This is a genomic window from Variovorax sp. VaC1 (assembly GCF_043658315.1).
In the GTDB taxonomy this organism is placed as follows: Bacteria; Pseudomonadota; Gammaproteobacteria; order Burkholderiales; family Burkholderiaceae_C; genus Variovorax.
In genome coordinates this window covers 1,069,089-1,092,479 of record NZ_JBIGLT010000001.1, presented here as the reverse complement: position 1 = coordinate 1,092,479, position 23,391 = coordinate 1,069,089, and the positions used below count along the sequence as shown (strand labels likewise).

At 65.7% G+C, this 23,391-nt stretch carries 21 protein-coding genes; 6 read left to right on the top strand and 15 right to left on the bottom strand.

The genetic code is table 11. The features are described from left to right. Positions 1-5: 5 nt before the first annotated feature. The 3 genes from ACGLHS_RS05185 to uvrB form a co-directional block, all read right to left on the bottom strand. Positions 6-1,226 (bottom strand): IscS subfamily cysteine desulfurase, encoded by a 1,221-nt coding sequence (locus tag ACGLHS_RS05185; RefSeq protein WP_093237518.1) that lies wholly within the window; start codon positions 1,224-1,226, stop codon positions 6-8. 85 nt (positions 1,227-1,311) lie between these two features. Then, positions 1,312-1,848 (bottom strand): Fe-S cluster assembly transcriptional regulator IscR, encoded by a 537-nt coding sequence (iscR, locus tag ACGLHS_RS05180; protein ID WP_093237517.1) that lies wholly within the window; start codon positions 1,846-1,848, stop codon positions 1,312-1,314. A gap of 232 nt (positions 1,849-2,080) precedes the next feature. Then, positions 2,081-4,198, bottom strand: a complete 2,118-nt coding sequence (gene uvrB / locus ACGLHS_RS05175; protein WP_394477492.1) for an excinuclease ABC subunit UvrB — start codon at positions 4,196-4,198, stop codon at positions 2,081-2,083. 105 nt (positions 4,199-4,303) lie between these two features. Between uvrB and ACGLHS_RS05170 the strand changes: the two genes are divergently transcribed. From ACGLHS_RS05170 to ACGLHS_RS05155, 4 genes are all read left to right on the top strand, one after another. Then, positions 4,304-5,500: an amino acid aminotransferase gene (locus tag ACGLHS_RS05170; protein ID WP_394477490.1), complete on the top strand. Its 1,197-nt coding sequence runs from the start codon at positions 4,304-4,306 to the stop codon at positions 5,498-5,500. Positions 5,501-5,657: 157 nt separating this feature from the next. Beyond that, positions 5,658-7,109, top strand: a complete 1,452-nt coding sequence (locus tag ACGLHS_RS05165) for a polyhydroxyalkanoate depolymerase (protein ID WP_394477488.1) — start codon at positions 5,658-5,660, stop codon at positions 7,107-7,109. Positions 7,110-7,131: 22 nt separating this feature from the next. Beyond that, complete coding sequence (locus tag ACGLHS_RS05160; protein ID WP_394477486.1) at positions 7,132-7,761, top strand: RnfABCDGE type electron transport complex subunit B; 630 nt, start codon at positions 7,132-7,134, stop codon at positions 7,759-7,761. Next, positions 7,758-8,396 carry a LysE family translocator gene (locus ACGLHS_RS05155; RefSeq protein ID WP_394477484.1) on the top strand — a complete coding sequence of 213 codons (639 nt, stop codon included), beginning with the start codon at positions 7,758-7,760 and terminating at the stop codon, positions 8,394-8,396. The genes ACGLHS_RS05160 and ACGLHS_RS05155 overlap by 4 nt, the downstream gene beginning before the upstream one ends. Positions 8,397-8,424: 28 nt before the next feature. Here ACGLHS_RS05155 and yedA read toward each other — a convergent pair whose 3' ends face one another. Beyond that, positions 8,425-9,348, bottom strand: coding sequence for a drug/metabolite exporter YedA (gene yedA / locus ACGLHS_RS05150; RefSeq protein ID WP_394477482.1), 924 nt, complete (start codon positions 9,346-9,348; stop codon positions 8,425-8,427). A gap of 118 nt (positions 9,349-9,466) precedes the next feature. On the opposite strand from yedA, the gene ACGLHS_RS05145 reads away from it, so the two are divergent. After that, positions 9,467-9,964 carry an Lrp/AsnC family transcriptional regulator gene (locus ACGLHS_RS05145; protein WP_394477480.1) on the top strand — a complete coding sequence of 166 codons (498 nt, stop codon included), beginning with the start codon at positions 9,467-9,469 and terminating at the stop codon, positions 9,962-9,964. Here ACGLHS_RS05145 and ACGLHS_RS05140 read toward each other — a convergent pair. Genes ACGLHS_RS05140 through scpA form a run of 7 tightly spaced genes read right to left on the bottom strand, consistent with a single transcriptional unit; the run spans position 9,954 to position 18,846 of the window. After that, entirely contained in the window at positions 9,954-10,448 is a 495-nt protein-coding gene (locus ACGLHS_RS05140) for a VOC family protein (RefSeq protein ID WP_394477478.1), read from the bottom strand. The two genes, ACGLHS_RS05145 and ACGLHS_RS05140, sit on opposite strands and share 11 nt — an antisense overlap. Further along, a complete protein-coding gene (bioB, locus tag ACGLHS_RS05135; RefSeq protein WP_394477476.1) occupies positions 10,445-11,479 on the bottom strand; it encodes a biotin synthase BioB in 1,035 nt (344 codons plus the stop codon). Before bioB ends, ACGLHS_RS05140 begins: the two co-directional genes overlap by 4 nt. Beyond that, on the bottom strand, positions 11,479-13,527 hold the full coding sequence (gene accC / locus ACGLHS_RS05130) for an acetyl-CoA carboxylase biotin carboxylase subunit (RefSeq protein WP_394477474.1): 2,049 nt from the start codon (positions 13,525-13,527) through the stop codon (positions 11,479-11,481). The genes bioB and accC overlap by 1 nt, the downstream gene beginning before the upstream one ends. A gap of 20 nt (positions 13,528-13,547) precedes the next feature. Continuing rightward, entirely contained in the window at positions 13,548-15,092 is a 1,545-nt protein-coding gene (locus tag ACGLHS_RS05125) for an acyl-CoA carboxylase subunit beta (RefSeq protein WP_093237507.1), read from the bottom strand. 60 nt (positions 15,093-15,152) lie between these two features. After that, a complete protein-coding gene (gene meaB / locus ACGLHS_RS05120) occupies positions 15,153-16,202 on the bottom strand; it encodes a methylmalonyl Co-A mutase-associated GTPase MeaB (protein ID WP_394477472.1) in 1,050 nt (349 codons plus the stop codon). Then, positions 16,196-16,669 carry a GNAT family N-acetyltransferase gene (locus ACGLHS_RS05115; protein WP_394477470.1) on the bottom strand — a complete coding sequence of 158 codons (474 nt, stop codon included), beginning with the start codon at positions 16,667-16,669 and terminating at the stop codon, positions 16,196-16,198. The genes meaB and ACGLHS_RS05115 overlap by 7 nt, the downstream gene beginning before the upstream one ends. A 14-nt stretch (positions 16,670-16,683) precedes the next feature. Then, positions 16,684-18,846 carry a methylmalonyl-CoA mutase gene (gene scpA, locus ACGLHS_RS05110; protein ID WP_394477468.1) on the bottom strand — a complete coding sequence of 721 codons (2,163 nt, stop codon included), beginning with the start codon at positions 18,844-18,846 and terminating at the stop codon, positions 16,684-16,686. 125 nt (positions 18,847-18,971) lie between these two features. On the opposite strand from scpA, the gene ACGLHS_RS05105 reads away from it, so the two are divergent. Next, positions 18,972-19,619: a GntR family transcriptional regulator gene (locus ACGLHS_RS05105; RefSeq protein WP_394477466.1), complete on the top strand. Its 648-nt coding sequence runs from the start codon at positions 18,972-18,974 to the stop codon at positions 19,617-19,619. A gap of 18 nt (positions 19,620-19,637) precedes the next feature. Here ACGLHS_RS05105 and ACGLHS_RS05100 read toward each other — a convergent pair whose 3' ends face one another. The 4 genes from ACGLHS_RS05100 to ACGLHS_RS05085 all read right to left on the bottom strand — a co-directional run bounded on the left by ACGLHS_RS05100 (position 19,638) and on the right by ACGLHS_RS05085 (position 23,342). Beyond that, a complete protein-coding gene (locus ACGLHS_RS05100; RefSeq protein WP_394477464.1) occupies positions 19,638-20,423 on the bottom strand; it encodes an IclR family transcriptional regulator in 786 nt (261 codons plus the stop codon). A 239-nt stretch (positions 20,424-20,662) separates the two neighbouring features. Continuing rightward, positions 20,663-21,673, bottom strand: a complete 1,011-nt coding sequence (gene dusA, locus ACGLHS_RS05095) for a tRNA dihydrouridine(20/20a) synthase DusA (protein ID WP_394477462.1) — start codon at positions 21,671-21,673, stop codon at positions 20,663-20,665. A gap of 24 nt (positions 21,674-21,697) precedes the next feature. After that, positions 21,698-22,516, bottom strand: a complete 819-nt coding sequence (locus tag ACGLHS_RS05090; protein WP_394477460.1) for an AraC family transcriptional regulator — start codon at positions 22,514-22,516, stop codon at positions 21,698-21,700. 28 nt (positions 22,517-22,544) lie between these two features. Continuing rightward, positions 22,545-23,342 (bottom strand): acetoacetate decarboxylase family protein, encoded by a 798-nt coding sequence (locus tag ACGLHS_RS05085; protein ID WP_394477458.1) that lies wholly within the window; start codon positions 23,340-23,342, stop codon positions 22,545-22,547. Between the last annotated feature and the right edge of the window lie 49 nt (positions 23,343-23,391).

The following is a 23,391-nucleotide window of genomic DNA, read 5'->3' as shown; positions in this document are numbered from 1 at the left end:
CCGCGTCAGTGGGCCGACCACTGGATCGTGCTGATGTCGACGCCGTCCTGGAACATCTCCCACAGGGGGCTCAGCTCGCGCAGCTTCGCGACGTTGTGCTTGATGGTCGAAATGGCGTAGTCGATTTCTTCTTCGGTCGTGAAACGGCCGATGGTCATGCGCAGGCTGCTGTGGGCCAGCTCGTCGCTGCGGCCCAGGGCGCGCAGCACGTAGCTGGGCTCCAGGCTGGCCGAGGTGCAGGCCGAACCCGACGACACCGCCAGGCCCTTGATGCCCATGATCAGCGACTCGCCTTCGACGTAGTTGAAGCTCATGTTCAGGTTGTGCGGCACACGGTGCTCGAGGTCGCCATTGATGAACACCTGCTCGACATCCTTCAGGCCGTCGAGCAGACGCTTCTGCAGGCGGCGCGCATGTGCGATGTCGTCTTTCATCTCGAGCTTGGCGATGCGATAGGCCTCGCCCATGCCCACGATCTGGTGCGTGGGCAAGGTGCCCGAGCGCATGCCGCGCTCGTGGCCACCGCCGTGCATTTGCGCTTCGAGGCGAATGCGCGGCTTGCGGCGCACATACAGCGCACCGATGCCCTTGGGGCCGTAGGTCTTGTGCGAAGCGAGGCTCATCAGGTCGATGGGCAGCTTCGTGATGTCAATGTCGACCTTGCCAGTGGCCTGGGCCGAGTCGACGTGGAAGATCACGCCCTTTTCGCGGCAGGCATTGCCTAGCGCGACCACGTCCTGGATCACGCCGATTTCGTTATTCACGAAGAGCACGCTGGCCAGGATCGTGTCGGGGCGAATGGCCGCCTTGAATTTCTCGAGATCGACGAGGCCGTTTTCTTCGACGTCGAGATAGGTGACTTCAAAGCCCTGGCGCTCCAGTTCGCGCATGGTGTCGAGCACCGCCTTGTGCTCGGTCTTCAGGGTGATCAGGTGCTTGCCCTTGCCCTTGTAGAACTGGGCAGCACCCTTGAGCGCGAGATTGATGGACTCGGTCGCACCCGAGGTCCAGACAATTTCGCGGGGGTCTGCATTGATCAGGTCGGCCACCTGGCCGCGAGCCTTCTCGACCGCCTCTTCCGCTTCCCAGCCCCAGGCATGGCTGCGCGACGCCGGGTTGCCGAAGTGCTCGCGCAACCAGGGAATCATGGCGTCGACCACACGCGGGTCGACCGGCGTGGTCGCGCCGTAATCGAGGTAGATCGGAAAATGAGGAGTTACGTCCATGGCTGGCTCGTGCTGGCGTGGGGGTTGTTTTTTAATCTGGGCTGCTCGTGACAGCGCCCGAAGGCGCGGTCAAAACTCAGGACACTCAGGACTTGGCGAACACATTGCCGAGGGCAAACACCGAATTCGGCGCGTTCACGCGAATCGGCTTGACCACAGGCTGCGCCGAGATCGCGCGCTTGACGACCGGCTTGTTCTCGATCTGCACGCCCTTGGCGATCTGGTCATCGACCAGCTTCTGCAGCGTGACGGAATCAAGAAACTCGACCATGCGCTGGTTCAGCGAGGCCCAAAGCTCGTGCGTCATGCAACGGCCGGCTTCACCGAGGCAGTTTTCCTTGCCACCGCATTGCGTGGCATCGATGGGTTCGTCAACGGACACGATGATGTCGGCCACGGTGATGTCTGCAGCCTTGCGGCCGAGGCTGTAGCCGCCGCCGGGGCCGCGTGTCGATTCGACCAGCTCGTGGCGACGCAGCTTCCCGAACAGTTGCTCGAGATACGACAACGAAATCTGCTGCCGCTGGCTGATCGCAGCCAGCGTGACCGGACCGGTGTTCTGACGCAACGCCAGATCGATCATTGCTGTGACCGCAAAACGGCCTTTGGTAGTGAGACGCATCGCAAGCTCCTTCAAGTGCTTACCGTTGAAATGACACCGTGGCCCTGGACCGCGGTGACTTCGTCTCCGCCCTGCCCGACCCCTGCTGCTGGTGAACCAGCCGGTAGGAGTCGGTCCTTCATCGCGAAGTTCTTTTTTGTTCTTGAGTATTTCGCTCAAGTATAACAGAAGACCTTCAGGTCCGCTCGGGTAAACCCCAGCGCGGATCGCTTGAAGAACGCGAACCTCTGACTTACTGCGGCAAAACCGCGATGTTGTCGCTTCCAGAGCCGCCAAAAGCCTGCTCCCGCAGCAGCGCCAGCTGGTCGCGCACCCGTGCCGCCTTCTCGAATTCGAGGTTGCGCGCGTGTTCAAGCATGAGCTTCTCGAGCCGCTTGATTTCCCGGGCGATGTCCTTCTCGCTCATGTCTTCGACCTTGGCGCGTTCCAGGTCGAGCTTGGCCATTTCCTTGCCGGTCTTCTCGCTGTAGACCCCGTCGATCATGTCGCGCACCTGCTTGACGATGCTGCGCGGCGTGATGCCATGGGCCTCGTTGTAGGCGATCTGCTTCGTGCGCCGGCGCTCGGTCTCTCCGATGGCCACCTTCATCGAATCGGTCATCTTGTCCGCATAGAGGATGGCCTTGCCATTGAGATTGCGGGCCGCACGGCCGATGGTCTGGATCAGCGATCGCTCCGCGCGCAGGAAGCCTTCCTTGTCGGCGTCGAGGATCGCCACCAATGAGACCTCCGGAATGTCCAACCCCTCGCGCAGCAGGTTGATGCCCACCAGCACGTCGAACGTGCCCAACCGCAGGTCTCGCAGGATCTCCACCCGCTCGACCGTGTCGACGTCGCTGTGCAGGTAGCGCACCTTCACGCCGTTGTCGCCCAGGTAATCGGTCAGCTGCTCGGCCATGCGCTTGGTCAGCGTGGTGATCAGCACGCGCTCGCCCTTGTCGACCCGAATGCGGATCTCCCCCAGCACGTCGTCCACCTGATGTGTGGCGGGCCGCACTTCGACCTCGGGGTCGATCAGGCCGGTCGGCCGCACCAGCTGCTCGACGACATTGCCTGCGTGATCTTTCTCGTACTGCGCCGGCGTCGCCGAGACGAAGATGCACTGGCGCATGCGCGTCTCGAACTCCTCGAACTTGAGCGGCCGGTTGTCCAGCGCGCTCGGCAGGCGAAAGCCGTATTCGACCAGCGTCGTCTTGCGCGCCCGGTCGCCGCTGTACATGGCGTTGAGCTGGCCGATCATCTGGTGGCTCTCGTCGAGGAACATCAGCGCGTCCTTCGGCAAGTAATCGGTCAGCGTGGCCGGCGGATCGCCGGGCGCGGCCCCGGAAAGATGGCGCGTGTAGTTTTCGATGCCCTTGCAATGGCCGATTTCAGCGAGCATTTCGAGGTCGAAGCGGGTGCGCTGCTCCAGGCGCTGCGCCTCGACCAGCTTGCCCGCGCCCACCAGCTCCTTGAGCCGCTCGCCCAACTCGGTCTTGATGGTTTCCACGGCGGCCATCACCTTGTCGCGCGGCGTGACGTAGTGGCTCGACGGATACACCGTGAAGCGCGGTACCTTCTGCCGGACACGCCCGGTCAGCGGATCGAAGAGCTGCAGCGACTCGATCTCGTCGTCGAACAGCTCGAAGCGGATTGCCAGTTCGCTGTGCTCGGCCGGAAACACGTCGATGGTGTCACCGCGCACACGGAAAGTGCCCCGCGCAAAATCCTGTTCGTTGCGCGTGTACTGCATGCGGATCAGCCGCGAGATCAGGTCGCGCTGGCCGACCTTGTCGCCCACCCGGGCAATCAGCCGCATCTCCATGTAGTCCTCGGGCGTGCCGATGCCGTAGATGGCGCTCACCGTGCCCACGATGACCGTGTCGCGCCGCTCCAGCACGCTCTTGGTGGCCGACAGCCGCATCTGCTCGATGTGCTCGTTGATTGACGAGTCCTTCTCGATGAACAGGTCGCGCTGGGGCACGTAGGCCTCGGGCTGGTAGTAGTCGTAGTAGCTCACGAAGTACTCGACCGCGTTCTTCGGGAAGAACTCGCGAAACTCGCTGTAGAGCTGCGCCGCCAGCGTCTTGTTGGGCGCGAACACGATGGCCGGGCGGCCCAGCCGCGCAATGACATTGGCCATGGTGAAGGTCTTGCCCGAGCCGGTCACGCCCAGCAGCGTCTGGAACACCTCGCCGTCGAGCACGCCCTCGACCAGCCCTTCGATAGCTTTGGGCTGGTCCCCGGCCGGCGGATAGGGCTGGAAAAGCTCGAAAGGCGAGTCTGGGTAGCGGATGAATTCGCCCTGTTTCGCCGGCCCGATCGGGTCCAGTTTCTTCAGGTCTGCTATGGCTTCGTTGTTCTCTGGCATGGCTGTTCCCGACAGGTGGCGATGGCGCCGGTAAAATTCAAGGCAACCGGAAAGCGTAGCGCAAGTCCGGTTGCCAGCGAAGCTTTCATCCCAAAGGACCTTTCCATGTCTATGTTCACCGCGGTCGAAATGGCACCGCGCGACCCGATCCTCGGCCTCAACGAGCAATTTGCAGCCGATACCAACCCCAACAAGGTCAATCTCGGCGTCGGCGTCTATTACGACGACAACGGCAAGCTGCCCCTGCTCCAGTGCGTGCAGGCCGCCGAACAGAACATGATGAAAGCGCCGACCGCGCGCGGCTACCTGCCCATCGACGGCATCGTGGCCTACGACAACGCCGTCAAGGTGCTGGTCTTCGGCGCCGACAGCGAACCCGTGCAATCGGGCCGCGTCGCCACCATCCAGGCCATCGGCGGCACCGGCGGCCTCAAGGTCGGCGCCGACTTCCTGAAGAAGCTCAACCCCAACGCCAAGGTCCTGATCAGCGACCCGAGCTGGGAAAACCACCGCGCGCTGTTCACCAACGCGGGCTTCGAGGTCGAAAGCTATCCCTACTACGACGCCGCCAAGCGCGGCATCAACTTCGACGGCATGCTGGCCGCACTCAATGCAGCGCCGGCCGGCACCATCGTCGTGCTGCACGCCTGCTGCCACAACCCGACCGGCTACGACATCACCTCGGCCCAATGGGACCAGGTGGTCGCCACCGTCAAGGCCAAGAACCTCGTGCCCTTCCTCGACATGGCCTACCAGGGCTTCGGCTACGGCCTGAAGGAAGACGGCGCCGCTGTCGCCAAGTTCGTCGAAGCCGGCCTGACCTTCTTCGTCTCGACCTCGTTCTCCAAGAGCTTCAGCCTGTACGGCGAACGCGTCGGCGCCCTGTCGGTGCTGTGCGAGAGCAAGGAAGAAGCCGGCCGCGTGCTGTCGCAGCTCAAGATCGCCATTCGCACCAACTACAGCAATCCGCCCACGCACGGCGGCGCCGTGGTGGCCGCGGTGCTCGGCACCCCCGAGCTGCGCGCCCTGTGGGAAAAAGAGCTCGGCGAGATGCGCGTGCGCATCAAGGCCATGCGCCAGAAGCTGGTCGACGGCCTCAAGGCCGCCGGCGTGAAGGAAGACATGAGCTTCATCACCACCCAGATCGGCATGTTCAGCTACTCGGGCCTGAGCAAGGACCAGATGGTCCGCCTGCGCAACGAATTCGGCGTGTACGGCACCGACACCGGCCGCATGTGCGTGGCTGCGCTCAACAGCAAGAACATCGACTACGTCTGCGCGTCGATCGCCAAAGTCATCTAGGTGACAGCAAAGTGTGAGGGAATCGTCTTGGCGACGATTCCTTCACGCTTGCACAAAGAAGGACCCTCGCAGCGGGGTCGATGTAGGGGTTAGGCCCCCTGCACCGCAGCGAATGCGCTGATATATTGCACCGCAACATTCCACTCCAAGACCAGCGATGCTTTATCAACTCTACGAAGCCCAGCGTTCCCTGATGGAGCCGTTCTCGGACTTCGCGCAGGCAGCCTCCAAGCTCTACGGCCAGGGCGCCGTGTGGGGCCAACTGCCAATGGCCCAGCGCATGGCCGCCGGCTACGACCTGCTCTACCGCCTGGGCAAGGACTACGAGAAGCCCGAGTTCAACATCAAGTCGGTCAAGGTCGACGGCGAAGACGTCGTGATCCAGGAAGCCATCGAGCTCGACAAGCCCTTCTGCGAGCTGCGTCGCTTCAAGCGCTTCACCGACGAGCCCCACATCCTCAAGACGCTCAAGAGCCAGCCCGTGGTGCTGATCGTGGCGCCGCTGTCGGGCCACTACGCCACGCTGCTGCGCGACACCGTGCGCACCATGCTGCAAGACCACAAGGTCTACATCACCGACTGGAAGAACGCGCGCCTGGTGCCGCTGTCCGAAGGCGAATTCCGCCTCGACGACTACATCAACTACGTGCAGGAGTTCATCCGCCTGCTGCAGGCCGAGTACGGCAACTGCCACGTGGTCAGCGTGTGCCAGCCCACGGTGCCGGTGCTGGCCGCCGTGTCGCTCATGGCCAGCCGCGGCGAACAACTGCCGCTCACGCTGACGATGATGGGTGGCCCCATCGACGCCCGCAAGTCGCCCACCGCGGTCAACAACCTCGCGATGAACAAGAGCTACGAGTGGTTCGAGAACAACGTGATCTACCGCGTGCCGCAGGGCTTCCCGGGTGAAGGCCGCCGCGTGTACCCCGGCTTCCTGCAGCACACCGGCTTCGTGGCGATGAACCCCGACCGCCACGCCAGCAGCCACTACGACTACTTCAAGGACCTCATCAAGGGCGACGACGCCAGCGCCGAGGCCCATCGCAAGTTCTATGACGAGTACAACGCCGTGCTCGACATGGATGCCGATTACTACCTCGACACGATCCGCACCGTGTTCCAGCAGTTCGAGCTGGTCAACGGCACCTGGGACGTCAAGAACCCCGATGGCCAGATCGAGCGCGTGCGTCCGCAAGACATCCGCTCGGCCGCGCTGCTGACCGTCGAAGGCGAACTCGACGACATCTCCGGCTCGGGCCAGACCGAAGCCGCACACAGCCTGTGCACCGGCATCGCCGACGCCAAGCGCGAGCACTACGAAGTCAAGGGCGCGGGCCACTACGGCATCTTCAGCGGCCGCCGCTGGCGCGAACTGGTCTACCCGAAGCTGGTGAAGTTCATCGCTGCCAACGACCAGCCGCAGAGCCGCGCCGGCACGCGGGAAAGCCTGGCCGCCGAAGACACGGTCAAGCCCGCACGCAAGACGGCCACCGCTGCCGCAAGAAAGAGCACCGCTGCGCCAAAGGCTGCCAAGACGGCCACCGTCGCGGCCGCACCCGCCAAGAAAGCCGTGGCGCGCAAGAAGCCCGCCACCCGCGCCGCGCGCTGAAACGCGCGCACGCCAACCGCCAGTGAACGGGCTCGCCGCACGCATCAACGACGCACTGCCGCAAACGCAGTGCACACGGTGCGGCTACCCGGATTGCGCTGGCTACGCACAGGCCGTGGCCGCCGGCGAGGCGGGCATCAACCAATGCCCGCCGGGCGGTGCCGAAGGCATCGAGCGGCTCGCGCTGCTCACGGGCCGCGCGCCCTTGCCGCTCGATCCCCAGTTCGGCACCGAAGGCCCGCGCGCCATGGCCGTCATCGACGAAGCCTGGTGCATCGGCTGCACGCTGTGCCTCGATGCCTGCCCGACCGACGCCATCATCGGCATCAACAAGCGCATGCACACCGTGATCGAGGCGCACTGCACGGGTTGCGAGCTGTGCATTCCGGTCTGCCCCGTCGACTGCATTTCGCTCGAAGTCGAAACGCCGGGCCGCAGCGGCTGGCAGGCCTGGTCGCAAGCGCAGGCCGAAGCAGCGCGGCAACGCTACAAGCTCCACGCCGCACACCGCAAGGCGGCGGCCAGCGAAGAGACAAAGGCGCCCGAAGCCGCAGCCCCGCAAGACGCCGACACGCGCAAGCGCTCCATCGTCGAAGCCGCACTGGCGCGTGCCCGCGCCGCCTCCCAACGCCCACCCGCCACCAAGCCATGACCCTCGACACCCTGCTCATCTACGTCGTCGCTTCGCTCGCGCTGGCCGTGATCCCCGGGCCGACGATGCTGCTGGCGCTCTCCAACGGCATCGAAGGCGGCATGCGCCGCGCGAGCTGGGGCATTGCGGGCGCGTCGCTCGGCAGCGTCACGCTGATCGCGGTCGTCGCGCTCGGGCTGGGCTCGCTGCTCGCGGCGTCGGAAATGCTCTTCAACGCGATTCGCGTGGCCGGCGTTGCCTACCTCGTCTGGCTGGGCATCAAGCTCTGGCGCAGCGATGCGACCGACCTCGGCACCGCGCTGGCCAAGTCCAGCATCGAGATTCGCCCGCACGGCCGCATCGCGCTGATGCGCAGCCTGATGGTGGCCCTGTCGAACCCGAAGACAGTGCTGTTCTTCGCGGCCTTCCTGCCGCAGTTCATCGACATCGCGAAGCCGCAAGGCCCGCAGTACCTGCTGCTCGGCGCAATCTTCGTGGTGCTCGACACCTGCGTGATGCTGGCCTACGCAGCCGCCGGAACGCAGGCGGTGCGCTGGCTCTCGCGCCGGGGCCTCAAGGCGCTGAACCGCGGCTGCGCCGTCGGCATGTGGCTGCTTGCGGCCACGCTGGCGTTCTGGCGCCGGCCGGGCACCTGAGCCTGAAGAACCTGAACGCCGCGAGCGCTCAGGCGCCGCTCTTCTTCGTTCGCTTGAAGAGCAGCAACAGCACCCCCGCAAGCACGACGCCCACCGCGTACCACTCGAAGCGCGAGACCGCCTCGTGGGCGATCCACACGCCCAACAGCATCGCGATCACCGGATTGACGAAGGTGTAGCTCGCCGCCAGTGCCGCCGGCGCCTGCGCGAGCAGCACCATGTACGCGTTGAACGCGATCAGCGAGCCGAACACCACGAGGTACACCCACGCCGCCACCGCCACGGGTTGCGGCGGCCAGGCCATCGTTTCGCCCGACACCGCGGCCAGCACCATCAGCACCACGCCGCCGCACAACATCTCGCTCGCGAAGCCCATGGCACCGGGCGCCAGCGGCAGGCTGCGCTGGCTCAGCACGCTGCCGAGCGACCAGCAGACGCATGCCACGCAGATCGCCATCAGCCCTTCGGGCGACGACTTGAAACCGCTGCCCTGCGTCAGCATCAGCACACCGACCAGCCCCAGTGCAATGCCGGCCGCCTCGAGCCGTGTCGGCCTGATGCCCCAGATCAGGTTCAGCAGCGCGATCAGCAACGGAATGACGGCGATGAAAGCCACCACCAGCCCCGAGCCAATCGACACCTCGGCATGGGCCGTGCCGCCCATGCCGCCACCGAGCATCAACGCGCCGACGATCAGGGCATTGCGCCACTGCAGGCGCGTCGGCCAAGGCGCACCGCGCCAGCGCATCCACGCCGCCAGCAGCACGCCCGCCACGAGAAAGCGCGACCCCATCTGCAGGAACGGCGGAAAGCTGATCAGCGCGTACTTGATCGCGAGATAGGTCGAGCCCCAGACCACCCAGGTGGCCGCGAGGCAAAGCCACAGCAGAGGCGGCAAACCGCCGCGCGCGGACGCGGGCCCGGCATGGGCGGGGGTAGCGAGTGTCGACATGTCGAGAGTGCTTTTTTGTCTTGTGTGGAATGCCGCTCATGGTATGAAAGCGACCTTTCGGCGGCCATGCAGATTTCATGGTTCTGCCTGCATCAAACCGTCGATTTAAAGGAGTTTCATGGACTTCGCCTTGAACCCCACGCTGGATGCCCACGACACCCGCATCCTGGCCGAACTGCAGGCCGACGCGCGCCTGACCATGGCCGAACTCGGCCGCCGTGTGCACCTGAGCCAGCCGGCCGTGACCGAGCGCGTGAAGAAGCTCGAGGCCGCGGGCGTGATCAGCGGCTACCGCGCCACGGTCAACCTCACGCGGCTGGGCTACGGCATCCGCGCGATCATCCGCGTGGGCCGCGCCGACTACGACCGCGTGGTCGCGCTGGTGCAGGAAACGCCCGAGTGCATCAATGCCTACAACGTGACCGGCGAGGACAGCTGGATCCTCGAGATCGCCGTGATCGACGTGAGCCACCTCGATGCGGTGGTCACCAAGTTCTGCATCCTCACCGAGACGGCGACATCGATCATCCTGAACCCGGCGCGCGAGCACCTGCCGATGCTGCCGCCTCAGCGCGCCGACGTGAAGCCGCCGATCAAGAAGGTGCTCAACGCGTAGCAGCGAGCGCGTTGAAAGCCGTCACCACCTCGGGCGGCGCCTGCACCATCTCGATCAGCACGCCCTCGCCCGCGATCGGAAACTCGTCGTTCGCCTTCGGGTGCAGAAAGCAGATGTCGAAGCCGGCCGCGCCCTTGCGGATGCCACCGGGCGCAAAGCGCACGCCCTGGGCAGTCAACCATTCGACGGCCTTGGGCAGGTCATCGATCCACAGGCCCACGTGGTTGAGCGGCGTGGTGTGCACCGCAGGCTTCTTCTCCGGGTCCAGCGGCTGCATCAGGTCGACCTCGACCTTGAACGGCCCGCTGCCCATCGCGCAGATGTCTTCGTCGACGTTCTCGCGCTCGCTCCTGAAGGTGCCCGTGACTTCGAGCCCCAGCATGTCGACCCACAGCTTCTGCAGCCGCAGCTTGTCGGGGCCGCCGATGGCGATCTGCTGGATGCCCAGCACCTTGAACGGACGGACGGGAGCCGCGGCCGTCATGCGCAGACCTCCACGGTTTCAGTGGTCGTGGTGCGGCGCGACTGCAGGCCCAGCTTGCGCAGCAATTGCACGTCGGCTTCCACATCGGGGTTGCCGGTGACCAACAGCTTGTCGCCGTAGAAGATCGAATTCGCACCGGCCATGAAGCACAGCGCCTGCACCGCATCGCCCATCTGCTGGCGCCCCGCTGACAGCCGCACGCGCGCCGTCGGCATCGTGATGCGCGCGACCGCGATCATGCGCACGAAGTCGAACGGGTCGACCGGTTCCGAGTCGGCCAGCGGCGTGCCGGGCACGCGCACCAGGCTGTTGATCGGCACCGACTCCGGGTAAGGGTTCAGGTTGGCCAGTTGCGCGATCAGCCCCGCGCGGTGCACGGGCGCCTCGCCCATGCCGACGATGCCGCCGCAGCACACGCTGATGCCCGCGCTGCGCACGTGGGCCAGCGTGTCGAGCCGGTCCTGGTAGGTGCGCGTGTCGACCACGTCGGTGTAGTACTCGGGCGCGGTGTCGAGGTTGTGGTTGTAGTAGTCCAGGCCTGCGGCCTTGAGCTGCTGCGCGTGGTGCGGCTCCAGCATGCCGAGCGTGGCGCAGGTCTGCATGCCGAGGCCCTTCACCGCCTCGACCAGCACGGCCACCTTCTCGACGTCGCGGTCCTTCGGCGCACGCCATGCGGCGCCCATGCAGAAGCGCGTGGCGCCGGCGTCCTTGGCGGCCTGCGCGGCGCGCACCACCTCGTCGACTTCCATGAGCTTCTGCGCCTTCACGCCGGTGTCGAACTCGGCCGACTGCGGGCAGTAGCCGCAGTTCTCGGGGCAGCCGCCGGTCTTGACCGACAGCAGCGTGGCCAGCTCGATGTCGCCTTCGGGAAAGTGCTGGCGGTGCACCGTCTGTGCCTCGAACAGCAGGTCCATCAGCGGTTTGTCCAGCAGCGCCTGGATCGCCTCGATCGTCCACGGGCCTTGCGGCGTTGCGACGGCTTTTGCGGGCCGGTGCAGCGTGATCGTCTGTTGCAGGTCGTTGGCACCCATCAGTTGAACTCCAGAATGATTTGATCGACCGCGAGAGACTCGCCCTTCGCGGCAGAAATCTTGCCGACCACGCCGTCTTGCGTAGCGAACAGCACGTTCTCCATCTTCATCGCCTCGATGACGGCCAGCTTCTCGCCGGCCTGCACATGCTGCCCCGGCTGCACCGATACCTCGACCAACAGGCCCGGCATCGGCGACATCAGGAACTTGCTCAGGTCCGGCGGCGCCTTGTAGGGCATCAGCTCCAGCAGGCGTGCACCCAGCGGCGACAGCACCATCGTCTCGATCTGCGTGCCATCGTGCGACACGCGCAGCGCCAGCGGGTTCTTGCCCGCGCCGCGCTCGACCTGCGCGGTAAAAGGCTTGTCGTTGACGATGCCCTGCACGCGGATCGCGCCCAGCGCAAAGCTGCTGTCGATCTTGTAGCTCTTGTCGCCCACGGCCACCGCGCTCGCGCCGGTCTTGCCCTGGAAGTCGGACACCGACACCGGGTGGTGCACGTGCTTGCCTTCCGGCCCCATCTCCACCACCACGAACTGCTCGCCCACCTTCACGCCATGGCCTTCGAGCTGCCCGCTGATGCCCGAGGCACGCGCGCGATAACGGCGATGCACATACGCGGCGAGCGCGATAAGGAACGACGGGTCGGAGTGCGGCACGTCTTCCGCATGGAAGCCCTTGCCGTAGTGCTCGGCGATGAAGCCGGTGTTGAAGTCGCCAGACACGAACTTCGGATGCGCCAGCAGCGCCGCCTGGAACGGGATGTTGCTGCTGATGCCGCGGATCACGAAGCCGTTGAGCGCCTCGCGCATGCGGGCAATCGCATGCTGGCGGTCCTTGCCGTGCACGATGAGCTTGGCGATCATCGAGTCGTAGTACATCGGGATCTCGCCGCCGTCGTACACGCCGGTGTCCACGCGCACGCCTTGCAGATGCTCGGTATCGCTCGCGAACATCGTCTCGGCCGGCGGCTGGAACTTCACCAGACGGCCGGTCGAGGGCAGGAAGTTGCGGAACGGGTCTTCGGCGTTGATGCGGCACTCGATGGCCCAGCCGTCGCGCTTCACTTCGGCTTGCGTCAGCGGCAACTTTTCGCCGGCGGCCACGCGGATCATCAGCTCGACCAGGTCAAGCCCGGTGATGCACTCGGTGACCGGGTGCTCTACCTGCAGGCGCGTGTTCATTTCCAGGAAGTAGAAGCTCTGGTCCTTGCCGACCACGAACTCCACCGTGCCTGCGCTCTGGTACTTCACGGCCTTGGCCAGCTGCACCGCCTGCTCGCCCATCGCCTTGCGCGTGGCGTCGCTGATGAAGGGCGACGGCGCCTCTTCGATCACCTTCTGGTGGCGCCGCTGGATCGAGCATTCGCGCTCGTTCAGATAAATGACGTTGCCGTGCGAATCACCCAGCACCTGGATCTCGATGTGGCGCGGCTCCTCGACAAATTTTTCGATGAACACGCGGTCGTCGCCGAAGCTGTTGCGCGCCTCGTTGCGGCACGAGGTGAAGCCCTCGAAGGCTTCCTTGTCGTTAAAGGCCACGCGCAGGCCTTTGCCGCCGCCGCCGGCCGAGGCCTTGATCATCACCGGGTAGCCAATGTCCTTGGCGATCTCGACGGCGCGTTCGGCCGTCTCGATGGCGTCGTTCCAGCCCGGAATGGTGTTGACCTTGGCTTCGTTCGCGAGCTTCTTCGAGGCGATCTTGTCGCCCATCGCCGCGATCGAATAGTGCTTCGGCCCGATGAAGGCAATGCCCTCTTCCTCGACCTTGCGCGCGAAGGCTTCGTTCTCCGACAAAAAGCCGTAGCCCGGATGCACCGCTTCGGCGCCCGTCTGCTTGCAGGCCGCGATGATGCGGTCGGCCTGCAGATAGCTCTCACGGCTAGGCGCGGCGCCGATGTGCACGGCCTCGTCGGCCAGCTCGACGTGGCGGGCTTCCTTGTCGGCGTCGGAGTAGACGGCCACCGTGAGGATGCCCATCTTCTTCGCGGTCTGAATCACGCGGCATGCAATCTCGCCGCGGTTCGCAATCAGGATCTTCCTGAACATGTTCTTCTTCTCCGTACCGCTCACAGTGGGATGTTGCCGTGCTTGCGCCACGGGTTCTCGAGCTTCTTCTCGCGCAGCATCACCAGCGAACGGCAGATGCGCTTGCGCGTCTCGTGCGGCAGGATCACGTCGTCGATGTAGCCGCGTGCGCTGGCCACATACGGGTTGGCAAAGCGCGCCTTGTATTCGGCCTCGCGGGCGGCCAGCTTCTCGGGGTCGTTCTTGTCTTCGCGGAAGATGATTTCCACCGCGCCCTTCGCGCCCATCACCGCGATCTCGGCGCGCGGCCAGGCGAGGTTGACGTCGCCGCGCAAGTGCTTCGAAGCCATCACGTCGTACGCGCCGCCATAGGCCTTGCGCGTGATGACGGTGATCTTCGGCACCGTGCATTCCGCGTACGCGTACAGCAGCTTGGCGCCGTGCTTGATGATGCCGCCGTACTCCTGCCCGGTGCCGGGCATGAAGCCGGGCACGTCGACAAAGGTGATGACGGGGATGTTGAACGCATCGCAGAAGCGCACGAAGCGCGCGGCCTTGATGCTGCTCTTGATGTCCAGGCAACCCGCCAGCACCAGCGGCTGGTTGGCCACGATGCCGACCGTCTGGCCTTCCATGCGTGCGAAGCCGATCACGATGTTCTTCGCGTAGTCGGGCTGCAGCTCGAAGAAGTCGCCGTCGTCCACCACCTTGAGGATCAGCTCCTTGATGTCGTAGGGCTTGTTCGGGTTGTCGGGCACCAGCGTGTCGAGCGAGTAGTCGGGCCGGTCGGCCGGGTCGCCCTGGCCGTTGTTGCCCAGGCGCACCGGCGGCTTTTCGCGGTTGTTGAGCGGCAGGTAGTTGTACAGGCGGCGCAGCATCATCAGCGCCTCGACGTCGTTCTCGAACGCCATGTCGGCCACGCCGCTGCGCGTGGTGTGGGTGATGGCGCCGCCCAGTTCTTCGGCCGTCACGCTTTCGTGCGTCACGGTCTTCACCACGTCGGGGCCGGTGACGAACATGTAGCTGGAGTCCTTCACCATGAAGATGAAGTCGGTCATGGCCGGCGAATACACCGCGCCCCCCGCGCACGGGCCCATGACCATGCTGATCTGCGGCACCACGCCCGAGGCCATCACGTTGCGCTGGAACACGTCGGCATAGCCGCCCAGCGATGCCACGCCTTCCTGGATGCGGGCGCCGCCCGAGTCGTTCAGGCCAATGACCGGTGCACCGACCTTCATGGCCTGGTCCATCACCTTGCAGATTTTTTCGGCGTGCGCTTCGCTGAGCGCGCCGCCGAAGACGGTGAAGTCCTGGCTGAACACAAAGACGAGGCGGCCGTTGATCATTCCGTAGCCGGTGACCACGCCATCACCGGGGATCTTCTGCTCGGCCATGCCGAAGTCGACCGAGCGGTGCTCGACGAACATGTCCCACTCTTCGAAGGTGTTGTCGTCGAGCAGCAGTTCGATGCGCTCGCGCGCCGTGAGCTTGCCCTTGGCGTGCTGCGCGTCGATGCGCTTCTGTCCGCCGCCCAGGCGCGCCTGGGCGCGACGCTTTTCGAGTTGTTCAATCAGTTCTTGCATGGTGTGGTTCCGAAGCTGTGTTCCTGAATTGCGATGCTTGGTCTTGTGTTTCTTGTGGCCTCACGGCCTGGCGGTGATGGCCGCCGCGGCGAGCAGGCTGCGCGCCGCCGTCGATGCCGGCAACGTGCCTTGCGCCACCTGCTGCGTGAGCTGCGGCAGCAGCTCGCGCACCTGCGGGTGCTGCCTGAACGCCTGCTTGAGCCCGGCATCGATGCGTTCCCACATCCACGCGGTGGCCTGCTTTTCGCGGCGCCTGGCGAGCTTGCCGTTGGCGGTCTGCAGCATCCTGAACTGCGTGACGGCGTCCCAAAACGTGTCGATGCCGGTGCCCGCCAGCGCGCTGAGCTGCAGCACCTTGGGCAGCCAGAAGCGCACCTCGGCGCCGCTGTGCGCGTCGTGCACCGCATGCGCGTGGTCGGGGTTGCCCTGGTGGCCGAACAGCCGCAGCGCCGAGGTGATCTGCGCCTGCGCGCGCGTCGCGGCGTCCTTGTCGATATCGGCCTTGTTGATGACCACGAGGTCGGCCAGCTCCATCACGCCCTTCTTGATCGCCTGCAGGTCGTCGCCGGCGTTGGGCAGCTGCATGAGCACGAACATGTCGGTCATGCCGGCCACGGCGGTTTCGCTCTGGCCCACGCCGACGGTCTCGACGATCACGATGTCGTAGCCGGCGGCCTCGCACACCAGCATGGCTTCGCGCGTCTTCTCAGCCACGCCGCCGAGCGTACCGCTCGACGGGCTGGGGCGGATGTAGGCGCGCTCGTGCACCGAGAGCCGCTCCATGCGCGTCTTGTCGCCCAGGATGGAGCCGCCCGAGACAGTGGACGACGGGTCGATGGTGAGCACCGCCACGCGATGCCCCTTGTCGATCAGCAGCAGGCCCAGCGTTTCGATGAAGGTCGATTTGCCGACGCCCGGCACACCCGAGATGCCGAGCCGAAACGACTGGCCGGTGCGCGGCAGCAGCGCCGTCAGCAGTTCGTCGGCCTGCGCACGGTGGTCGGCACGGGTCGATTCGAGCAACGTGATCGCCTTGGCGATGGCGCGGCGCTGTGCCATGCCGGGCGCATCGGCGACCGCGCGTTCGAGCGCGTCGACGCTGTTCAGCACGCGGCCTCCGACGCCACGCGCCAGCGGTAGTGCAGGTCCACTCCCTCTTCGCCTTCGAGCACGAAGCCGTGGCGCAGATAGAAGCGGTTGGCGTCGCTGCGCACGAGCGCGGTGAGCTTGATGTCGAGCTGCTTCTCGCGCGCCTGCGCCTTGGCCCAGCGCATCGCCCATTCGCCGATGCCGCGCCCCTGGAAGCCGGTACGCAGGTACAGATGGTCCAAGCGCAGCGCATCCGCGTCCTCGGGCTTGAGCGTGATGAAGCCGACGCGCTGCTCGCCGTCGAGCACGATGTGGTGCATGTACGGCACCACGAAACCGGCCGACAGGCGTTCACGCGAGCGCGTGAGGTCGAAGCGGCCGACGCGCTCCAGGCTCGGGCGCATCGCATCGATGCGCACGGCCAGCATGTCCTCGAAATCGCCGGAATCCACCGGCTGCAGCGACAGCCGCGACAAGAGATCGCTCACGTCGGTGCTTTTCTTCAGGCCGCAACCGCCGCGCGGATCTGCTCCAGCACGTCCTTGGCACTGGCCGGAATGGGCGTGCCCGGTCCGTAGATGCCCTTGACGCCGGCCTCGTAGAGAAAGTCGTAGTCCTGCCGCGGAATCACGCCGCCGACGAACACGATGATGTCGTCCGCGCCCTGCTTCTTCAGCTCGTTGATGATGGCGGGCACAAGAGTCTTATGGCCGGCTGCGAGGGTGCTCACGCCAACGGCGTGCACGTCGTTTTCAATCGCCTGGCGCGCGCATTCTTCCGGCGTCTGGAACAGCGGCCCCATGTCCACGTCGAAGCCCAAATCGGCGAACGCGGTCGCAACGACCTTGGCGCCGCGGTCGTGCCCGTCTTGCCCCAGCTTGGAAATCATCACGCGCGGACGGCGGCCCTGCTCTTCGGCGAAGGCGTTGATCTCGGTCTTGAGTGCTTCCCAGCCTTCGGCCGAGTCGTAGGCGGCTGCGTACACACCGGTCACCTTCTGCGTGTCGGCGCGATGGCGGCCGAACGATTTTTCAAGCGCGTCGGAAATCTCGCCGACCGTGGCGCGCAGGCGCACGGCGTCGATGCTCAATGCCAGCAGGTTGCCAGTGTTGTTCTCAGCGGCTTCGGTGAGCGCGTCGAGCGCGGCCTGCACCCTGGCGGTGTCGCGCGAGGCGCGGATCTTCTGCAGCCGCGCCACCTGCTGGTCGCGCACCATCACGTTGTCGATGGACAGGCTGTCGATCGCGTCTTCATTCTTGAGCTTGTACTTGTTGACGCCGACGATCACGTCCTTGCCCGAGTCGATGCGCGCCTGCTTCTCGGCGGCGGCCGCCTCGATCTTGAGCTTGGCCCAGCCACTGTCGACGGCCTTGGTCATGCCGCCCATGGCCTCGACCTCTTCGATGATGGCCCAGGCCGCATCGGCCATGTCCTGCGTGAGCTTCTCCATCATGTAGCTGCCGGCCCAGGGGTCGACCACGTTGGTGATGTGCGTCTCTTCCTGGATGATGAGCTGCGTGTTGCGTGCAATGCGCGAGCTGAACTCCGTCGGCAGCGCAATCGCTTCGTCCAGCGCGTTGGTGTGCAGCGATTGCGTGCCGCCAAACACCGCGGCCATGGCCTCGATGGTGGTGCGCACGATGTTGTTGTACGGGTCCTGCTCGGTGAGGCTCCAGCCCGAGGTCTGGCAGTGGGTGCGCAGCATCAGGCTCTTGGGGTTCTTGGGGTTGAACTCCTTCATGATGCGGCACCACAGGAGGCGCGCCGCGCGCATCTTGGCCACTTCGAGATAGAAGTTCATGCCGATGGCCCAGAAGAAGCTCAGGCGCCCGGCAAAGCCGTCAACGTCGAGGCCCTTGGCCAGCGCGGTCTTCACGTACTCCTTGCCGTCGGCCAGCGTGAACGCGAGCTCGAGCGCCTGGTTGGCGCCGGCTTCCTGCATGTGATAGCCGCTGATCGAAATCGAGTTGAACTTGGGCATGTGCTGCGCCGTGTACTCGATGATGTCGCCGATGATCCGCATGCTCGGTGCGGGCGGAAAGATGTACGTGTTGCGGACCATGAACTCCTTGAGGATGTCGTTCTGGATGGTTCCGCTCAACTGGTCCTGCGCCACGCCCTGCTCTTCGGCCGCGACCACGTAGCCCGCGAGCACTGGCAGCACGGCGCCGTTCATCGTCATCGACACAGAGACCTTGTCGAGTGGGATCTGGTCGAACAGGATCTTCATGTCCTCGACCGAATCGATGGCCACGCCGGCCTTGCCGACGTCGCCGGTCACGCGCGGATGGTCGCTGTCGTAGCCGCGGTGGGTGGCCAGGTCGAAGGCCACGCTCACGCCCTGCCCGCCGGCGGCCAGCGCCTTGCGGTAGAAGGCGTTCGACTCTTCGGCGGTCGAAAAGCCCGCGTACTGGCGGATGGTCCAGGGGCGCACCGCGTACATGGTGGCCTGCGGGCCGCGCAGGTAGGGCTCGAAGCCGGGCAGCGTGTCGGTGTACTTCAGGCCCTGCAGGTCGGCCGCGGTGTAGAGCGGCTTGACGCTGATGCCGTCGGGCGTGATCCAGTTCAACGCGCTCACGTCGCCGCCGGGGGCGGACTTGGCAGCGGACTTGGCCCACGCATCGAGGTCGGCTGGCTTGAAGGTGGGTTCGGGTGTGCTGCTCATGAGGGGCCGCTTTGCAGTGTCTCTGGTGTTCGCCAATTCGCTTGCACGGATTTGCAAGCCGGCCGCGAGTCTAACCGATCCATAATTATTAATTCAAACGCCTTTTTTGAAGTACAGTCCGGCCCATGTCCGCAGTCACCCTCACCCCCCGCGCCCTCTATGAAGAGGTGGCCGAGCTGCTGCGCCAGCGGATCTTCCGCCGCGAGCTGGAGCCCGGCAGCTGGATCGACGAACTCAAGCTCGCCGAGGAATACGGCATCAGCCGTACCCCCCTGCGCGAAGCGCTGAAGGTGCTGGCGGCCGAAGGCCTGGTGACGATGAAGGTGCGCCGCGGCGCCTATGTGACCGAGGTGTCGGAGCAGGACCTGGCCGACGTCTACCACCTGCTCTCGCTGCTGGAGAGCGATGCGGCCGGCGTGGTGGCCGAGCGCGCCACCGAGGCCCAGCGCGCGGAGCTGAAGGCGCTGCACGCCGAGCTCGAAGCGGCCGCAGCCCCCGGCACGGAAGACCGCGAGCACTTCTTTGCGCTCAACGAGCGTTTTCACATGCGGCTGCTGGCCATCGCCGACAACAAGTGGCGCGACCAGATGGTGGCCGACCTGCGCAAGGTGATGAAGCTCAATCGCCACAACTCGCTGCTCAAGGCCGGCCGCATTGCCGAATCGCTGGCGGAACACCGTTCCGTGATGGCCGCCATCGAAACACGCGACGCCGCCACGGCCATGGCGCGCATGCGCGAGCACTTCAGGAACGGCCTGGAAGCCGCCACCTGAGCGCACTCGCCCAGCCGCTCAGCCTGTACGGGCCGTCCCCGTCTCGGCCGCGATGCGCTGGGCCATGACCAGCAGGCGGGGCGCCACGCGCGTCAGCATCATCTCCCGCGGCAGCAGGTAGGCTGGGCCGGCGCAGCTCACCGCATAGCGTTCGCCGCGTGGCCCCTCCAGGGCAAAGCCCAGGGCGTGGATGTGCGGGTGCCATTCGCCGAACGAGCTGCAGTAGCCCTCGCGGGCGTACTCCTCGAGCCCGGCCATCAGCCGCGGCTGCATCACCGGCCAGTTCTCGCCGCTTTCGAGGCGGATGTCTTCCAGCAGCGCCGCCTGCTCGGCGGCAGGCAATGCCGCGAGGTAGGCGCGGCCACCGGCCGAGGTGGCGATGGCCAGCCGCGTGCCGACCTCGATGCGTGAACTGATGACCGCCAGGCGCGGCCGCAGCGAATCGATCACGAGGACGTCCAGCTCGTCGCGCACGCCGATGTGCACGCTGGCCCCCGCGAATTCGGCCAGCTCCACCAGATACGGACGGGCCACCGTCCGCAAGTCGAAATGCCGCAGGTAGCGGCTGCTCATGTCGAGCAGTGCCGGCCCCAGGCTGAAACGCTCGCTGTCTTGCGACTGGCGCAGGTAGCCCGCGCCGACCAGTGTCGCCGTGAGGCGCGACACGGTGGCCTTGGGAATGCCCGTCGTGTCGGCCAGTTCCCGATTGCCCATGGAGGCCCCGGCCATGCCGATCACCTTGAGTAGTGCCAAGCCGCGTGCCAGCGCGCTCACTTCCTCTTTGCTGCCAACAGCTTCGCTCATATGCAGAACCTTTTTTTATGTTTCCCTGACGCTCTTTATTCTTCAGCAAAAAGTGGCCCAACAGTCACACTTGTTGTTGCAATGTTTCAAAACATCGTTCTATTAAAAGAGCGTGAGATACCCGCCAAAGGGGCTGCTGAAGCCCTTCGCGAAGGGTGCAAACGAGCGGGACACGCAGGCCTGCGTGCCCTTTGGACATGTGACAAAAGAAGGAACCACCCGCGCGTGCGGGTACGCGCTCAGGCAGCCTGTGCGAACGGCTCGTGCGCGAGCGCCATCACCTCGTGCGGTGGGCGCGTCTTCAGGCGATGGTCGCTCCAGACCTGGCGCCAGCGGCGTGCGCCCGGCAGGCCGTTGCGCAGGCCCAGCATGTGGCGCGCGATCGACCACCAGTTGGTGCCGTTCTCGGCGGCATCGCGCACCATGTAGTCGCACATCAGCGACTCGACCTCTTCGCGCGTGAGCGACTGCGGCGCGGCACCGAAGAACTCGGCGTCCCACTCCGCCAGCCACCAGGGGTTGTGATACGCCTCGCGCCCGACCATCACGCCGTCGAGCAACCGCAGGTGCTCGTGCACCTGTTCATTGACGGTGATACCGCCGTTGATCGAAAACTTCAGCGCCGGAAAGTCGTGCTTCAGCCGGTGAACCAACGCGTAGCGCAACGGCGGAATCTCGCGGTTCTGCTTCGGGCTCAGGCCCTGCAGCCACGCATTGCGCGCGTGGACGATGAAGGTGTTGCAACCCGCCTCGCTGACCGTGCCGACGAAGTCGCGCACGAACTCGTAGCTTTCGATCTTGTCGATGCCGATGCGGTGCTTGACCGTGATGGGCACGTCCGTCACGTCGACCATGGCCTTCACGCAATCGGCCACGAGCTGCGGCTCGTTCATCAGGCAGGCGCCGAAGGCACCGCGCTGCACGCGCTCGCTGGGGCAACCGCAATTGAGGTTGATCTCGTCGTAGCCCCACTCCGCCCCGAGCTTGGCGCAGTGCGCGAGGTCGGCCGGCTCGCTGCCGCCGAGTTGCAACGCCACAGGGTGTTCTTCGGCATGAAAGCGAAGATGGCGCGGCACGTCGCCATGGATCAGCGCACCGGTCGTCACCATCTCGGTATAGAGCAGCGCGTGCCGAGACAGCAGGCGATGCAGAAACCGGCAATGACGGTCGGTCCAATCCATCATGGGGGCAACGGAGATGACCTTCTCTTCCAAAACGCGTGATCCTGTCGTGGGCTTCGGCCCGGACATCGGGCGCGCAAGGCCCGGATTTTCTCACGCGGCCCTTGTCACCCGCTGCCGGTCGGCCATGTAGTTGCCCGGCGTCACGCCGAAGCAGCGGCGAAACCACCGCGAGAAATGCGCCTGGTCGCTGAAGCCGCACTGCGCCGCCACGTCGGCCTGCGCGCAACCATCGCGCAGCAATGCCTTGGCCCGGCCAATGCGCGCGAGCCGCGCATAGTGCGCCGGCGTCATGCCGACCGCCACGCGGAACAGGCGATGAAAGTGCTCGCGCGACACGCCCAACCGCTGCGCCAGTGCGCCGGGGTCGATGCGGCAGGCGTCTTCCAGTTCGAGCGCGTTGCAGATCGCCTCGACACGGGCATCGCCCACCTGCCGCTCGATGGCCGTCAGTTCGCTGCCGGTGCAGGCGCGAAGAAGATGCTCCAGCAGGCGGCCGACCTGCTCGCCGTCTTGCGACAGCGCAGCATCGCCCAGCGCATCGGCCGCGGCCTTGTCCTGCCAGACCCCGCGATGCACGACACCGCGCTGCCCCACCGGCCAGCCCAGGCGCGCGCCGACCCAGGCATGCGGCACATACAGCATCACCATGCGAAAGCCCTGCGGACTGACACCGGCCGTGTGCAACGCGAAGGGCGCCATCACGACCAGATCGCCCGCGCACGCCAACAACCGCTCGCCATTGCAGGTGAACTCGCAGTGGCCTTCGAGGATGGCGCCCACGCTCCACTCCGCATGCCAGTGCAGCTCGAAGCGCGCCTTGGGGTCGGCCGAGAACATCGCCTCGATCTGCGCGCCGCCTTCCATCGGCAAGCCGATGACGTGCGAGGAAGCGATGGCGGAGGGATTCATCCCGCCGAGCGTAGCGGCATCGGCGGCATCAAGCGGCAAGCGCGCCGCGAACGGTCAGGCCCATCCAGCCCGCGCTGGCCTGCGTGGCCTGCACTTCGCCAAGCAAGGCCAGTTCCTCGACGGGGTGATCGTGAAACCGCAGCGTCGCGCTGCCGCCCGTCCAGCCCGACTCGACACGGTCCACGATGTCGGCGCGCAGGTAGCGCGGGGTTGCTGGAACGTCGGGCTTCGTCAGGTCGGGCCAGCCGATGGCCCCGATGGTCGGTGCGGCCAGGAAGCCCAGGCGTTCGGCCTTATCGCCCGACAGCGTGACCGTCGCATCGACCAGCCGCCGCTCCTTCACGCTGAGGCTCGCGCCGAGCCGGCTCCCCGCTGCCGCAGGCGCTGCCGCGGGATGCGTGAGTGGCAGGCTGCGCGTCACCCAGGTCTGGCCGATCTTCTTGGGCCAGCCCTGCAGCCAGCCGCGCAGCAGCGAGATGTCTTGATCGACGTAGATCAACGGGCAGAAGAAGCGCGTGCCCGCGCCCTGCCCCGCTTCGACTTCGAGCACCACGATGGTCTCGCGGTACTGCGCGTAGACCGGGTCGAGCAGTTCGCGTCCGTCGTTGCCGCAAGACTGCCAGTCAGCGAAATGAACGCAGCCGCGTCCGGTCGGCCGGCCCGCCTCTGCGGGAATCAGCAAACTGCCGCGCGCGGCGTCGAATGCGAAGGCGACGTTGACGAGCCAGCCGGCGTAGTGCCAGGGCGGCGCCTGCACGAGTGCGCTGCGGCCGGACGAAGTAAAAGGCGGCGTGAAGGAAGAAGAGGAAGAAGAGAAGGACGGCATCGGGTGTTCGCAAGTACAAGACCGCCGCACGATAGGCCCGCCGTCCGGG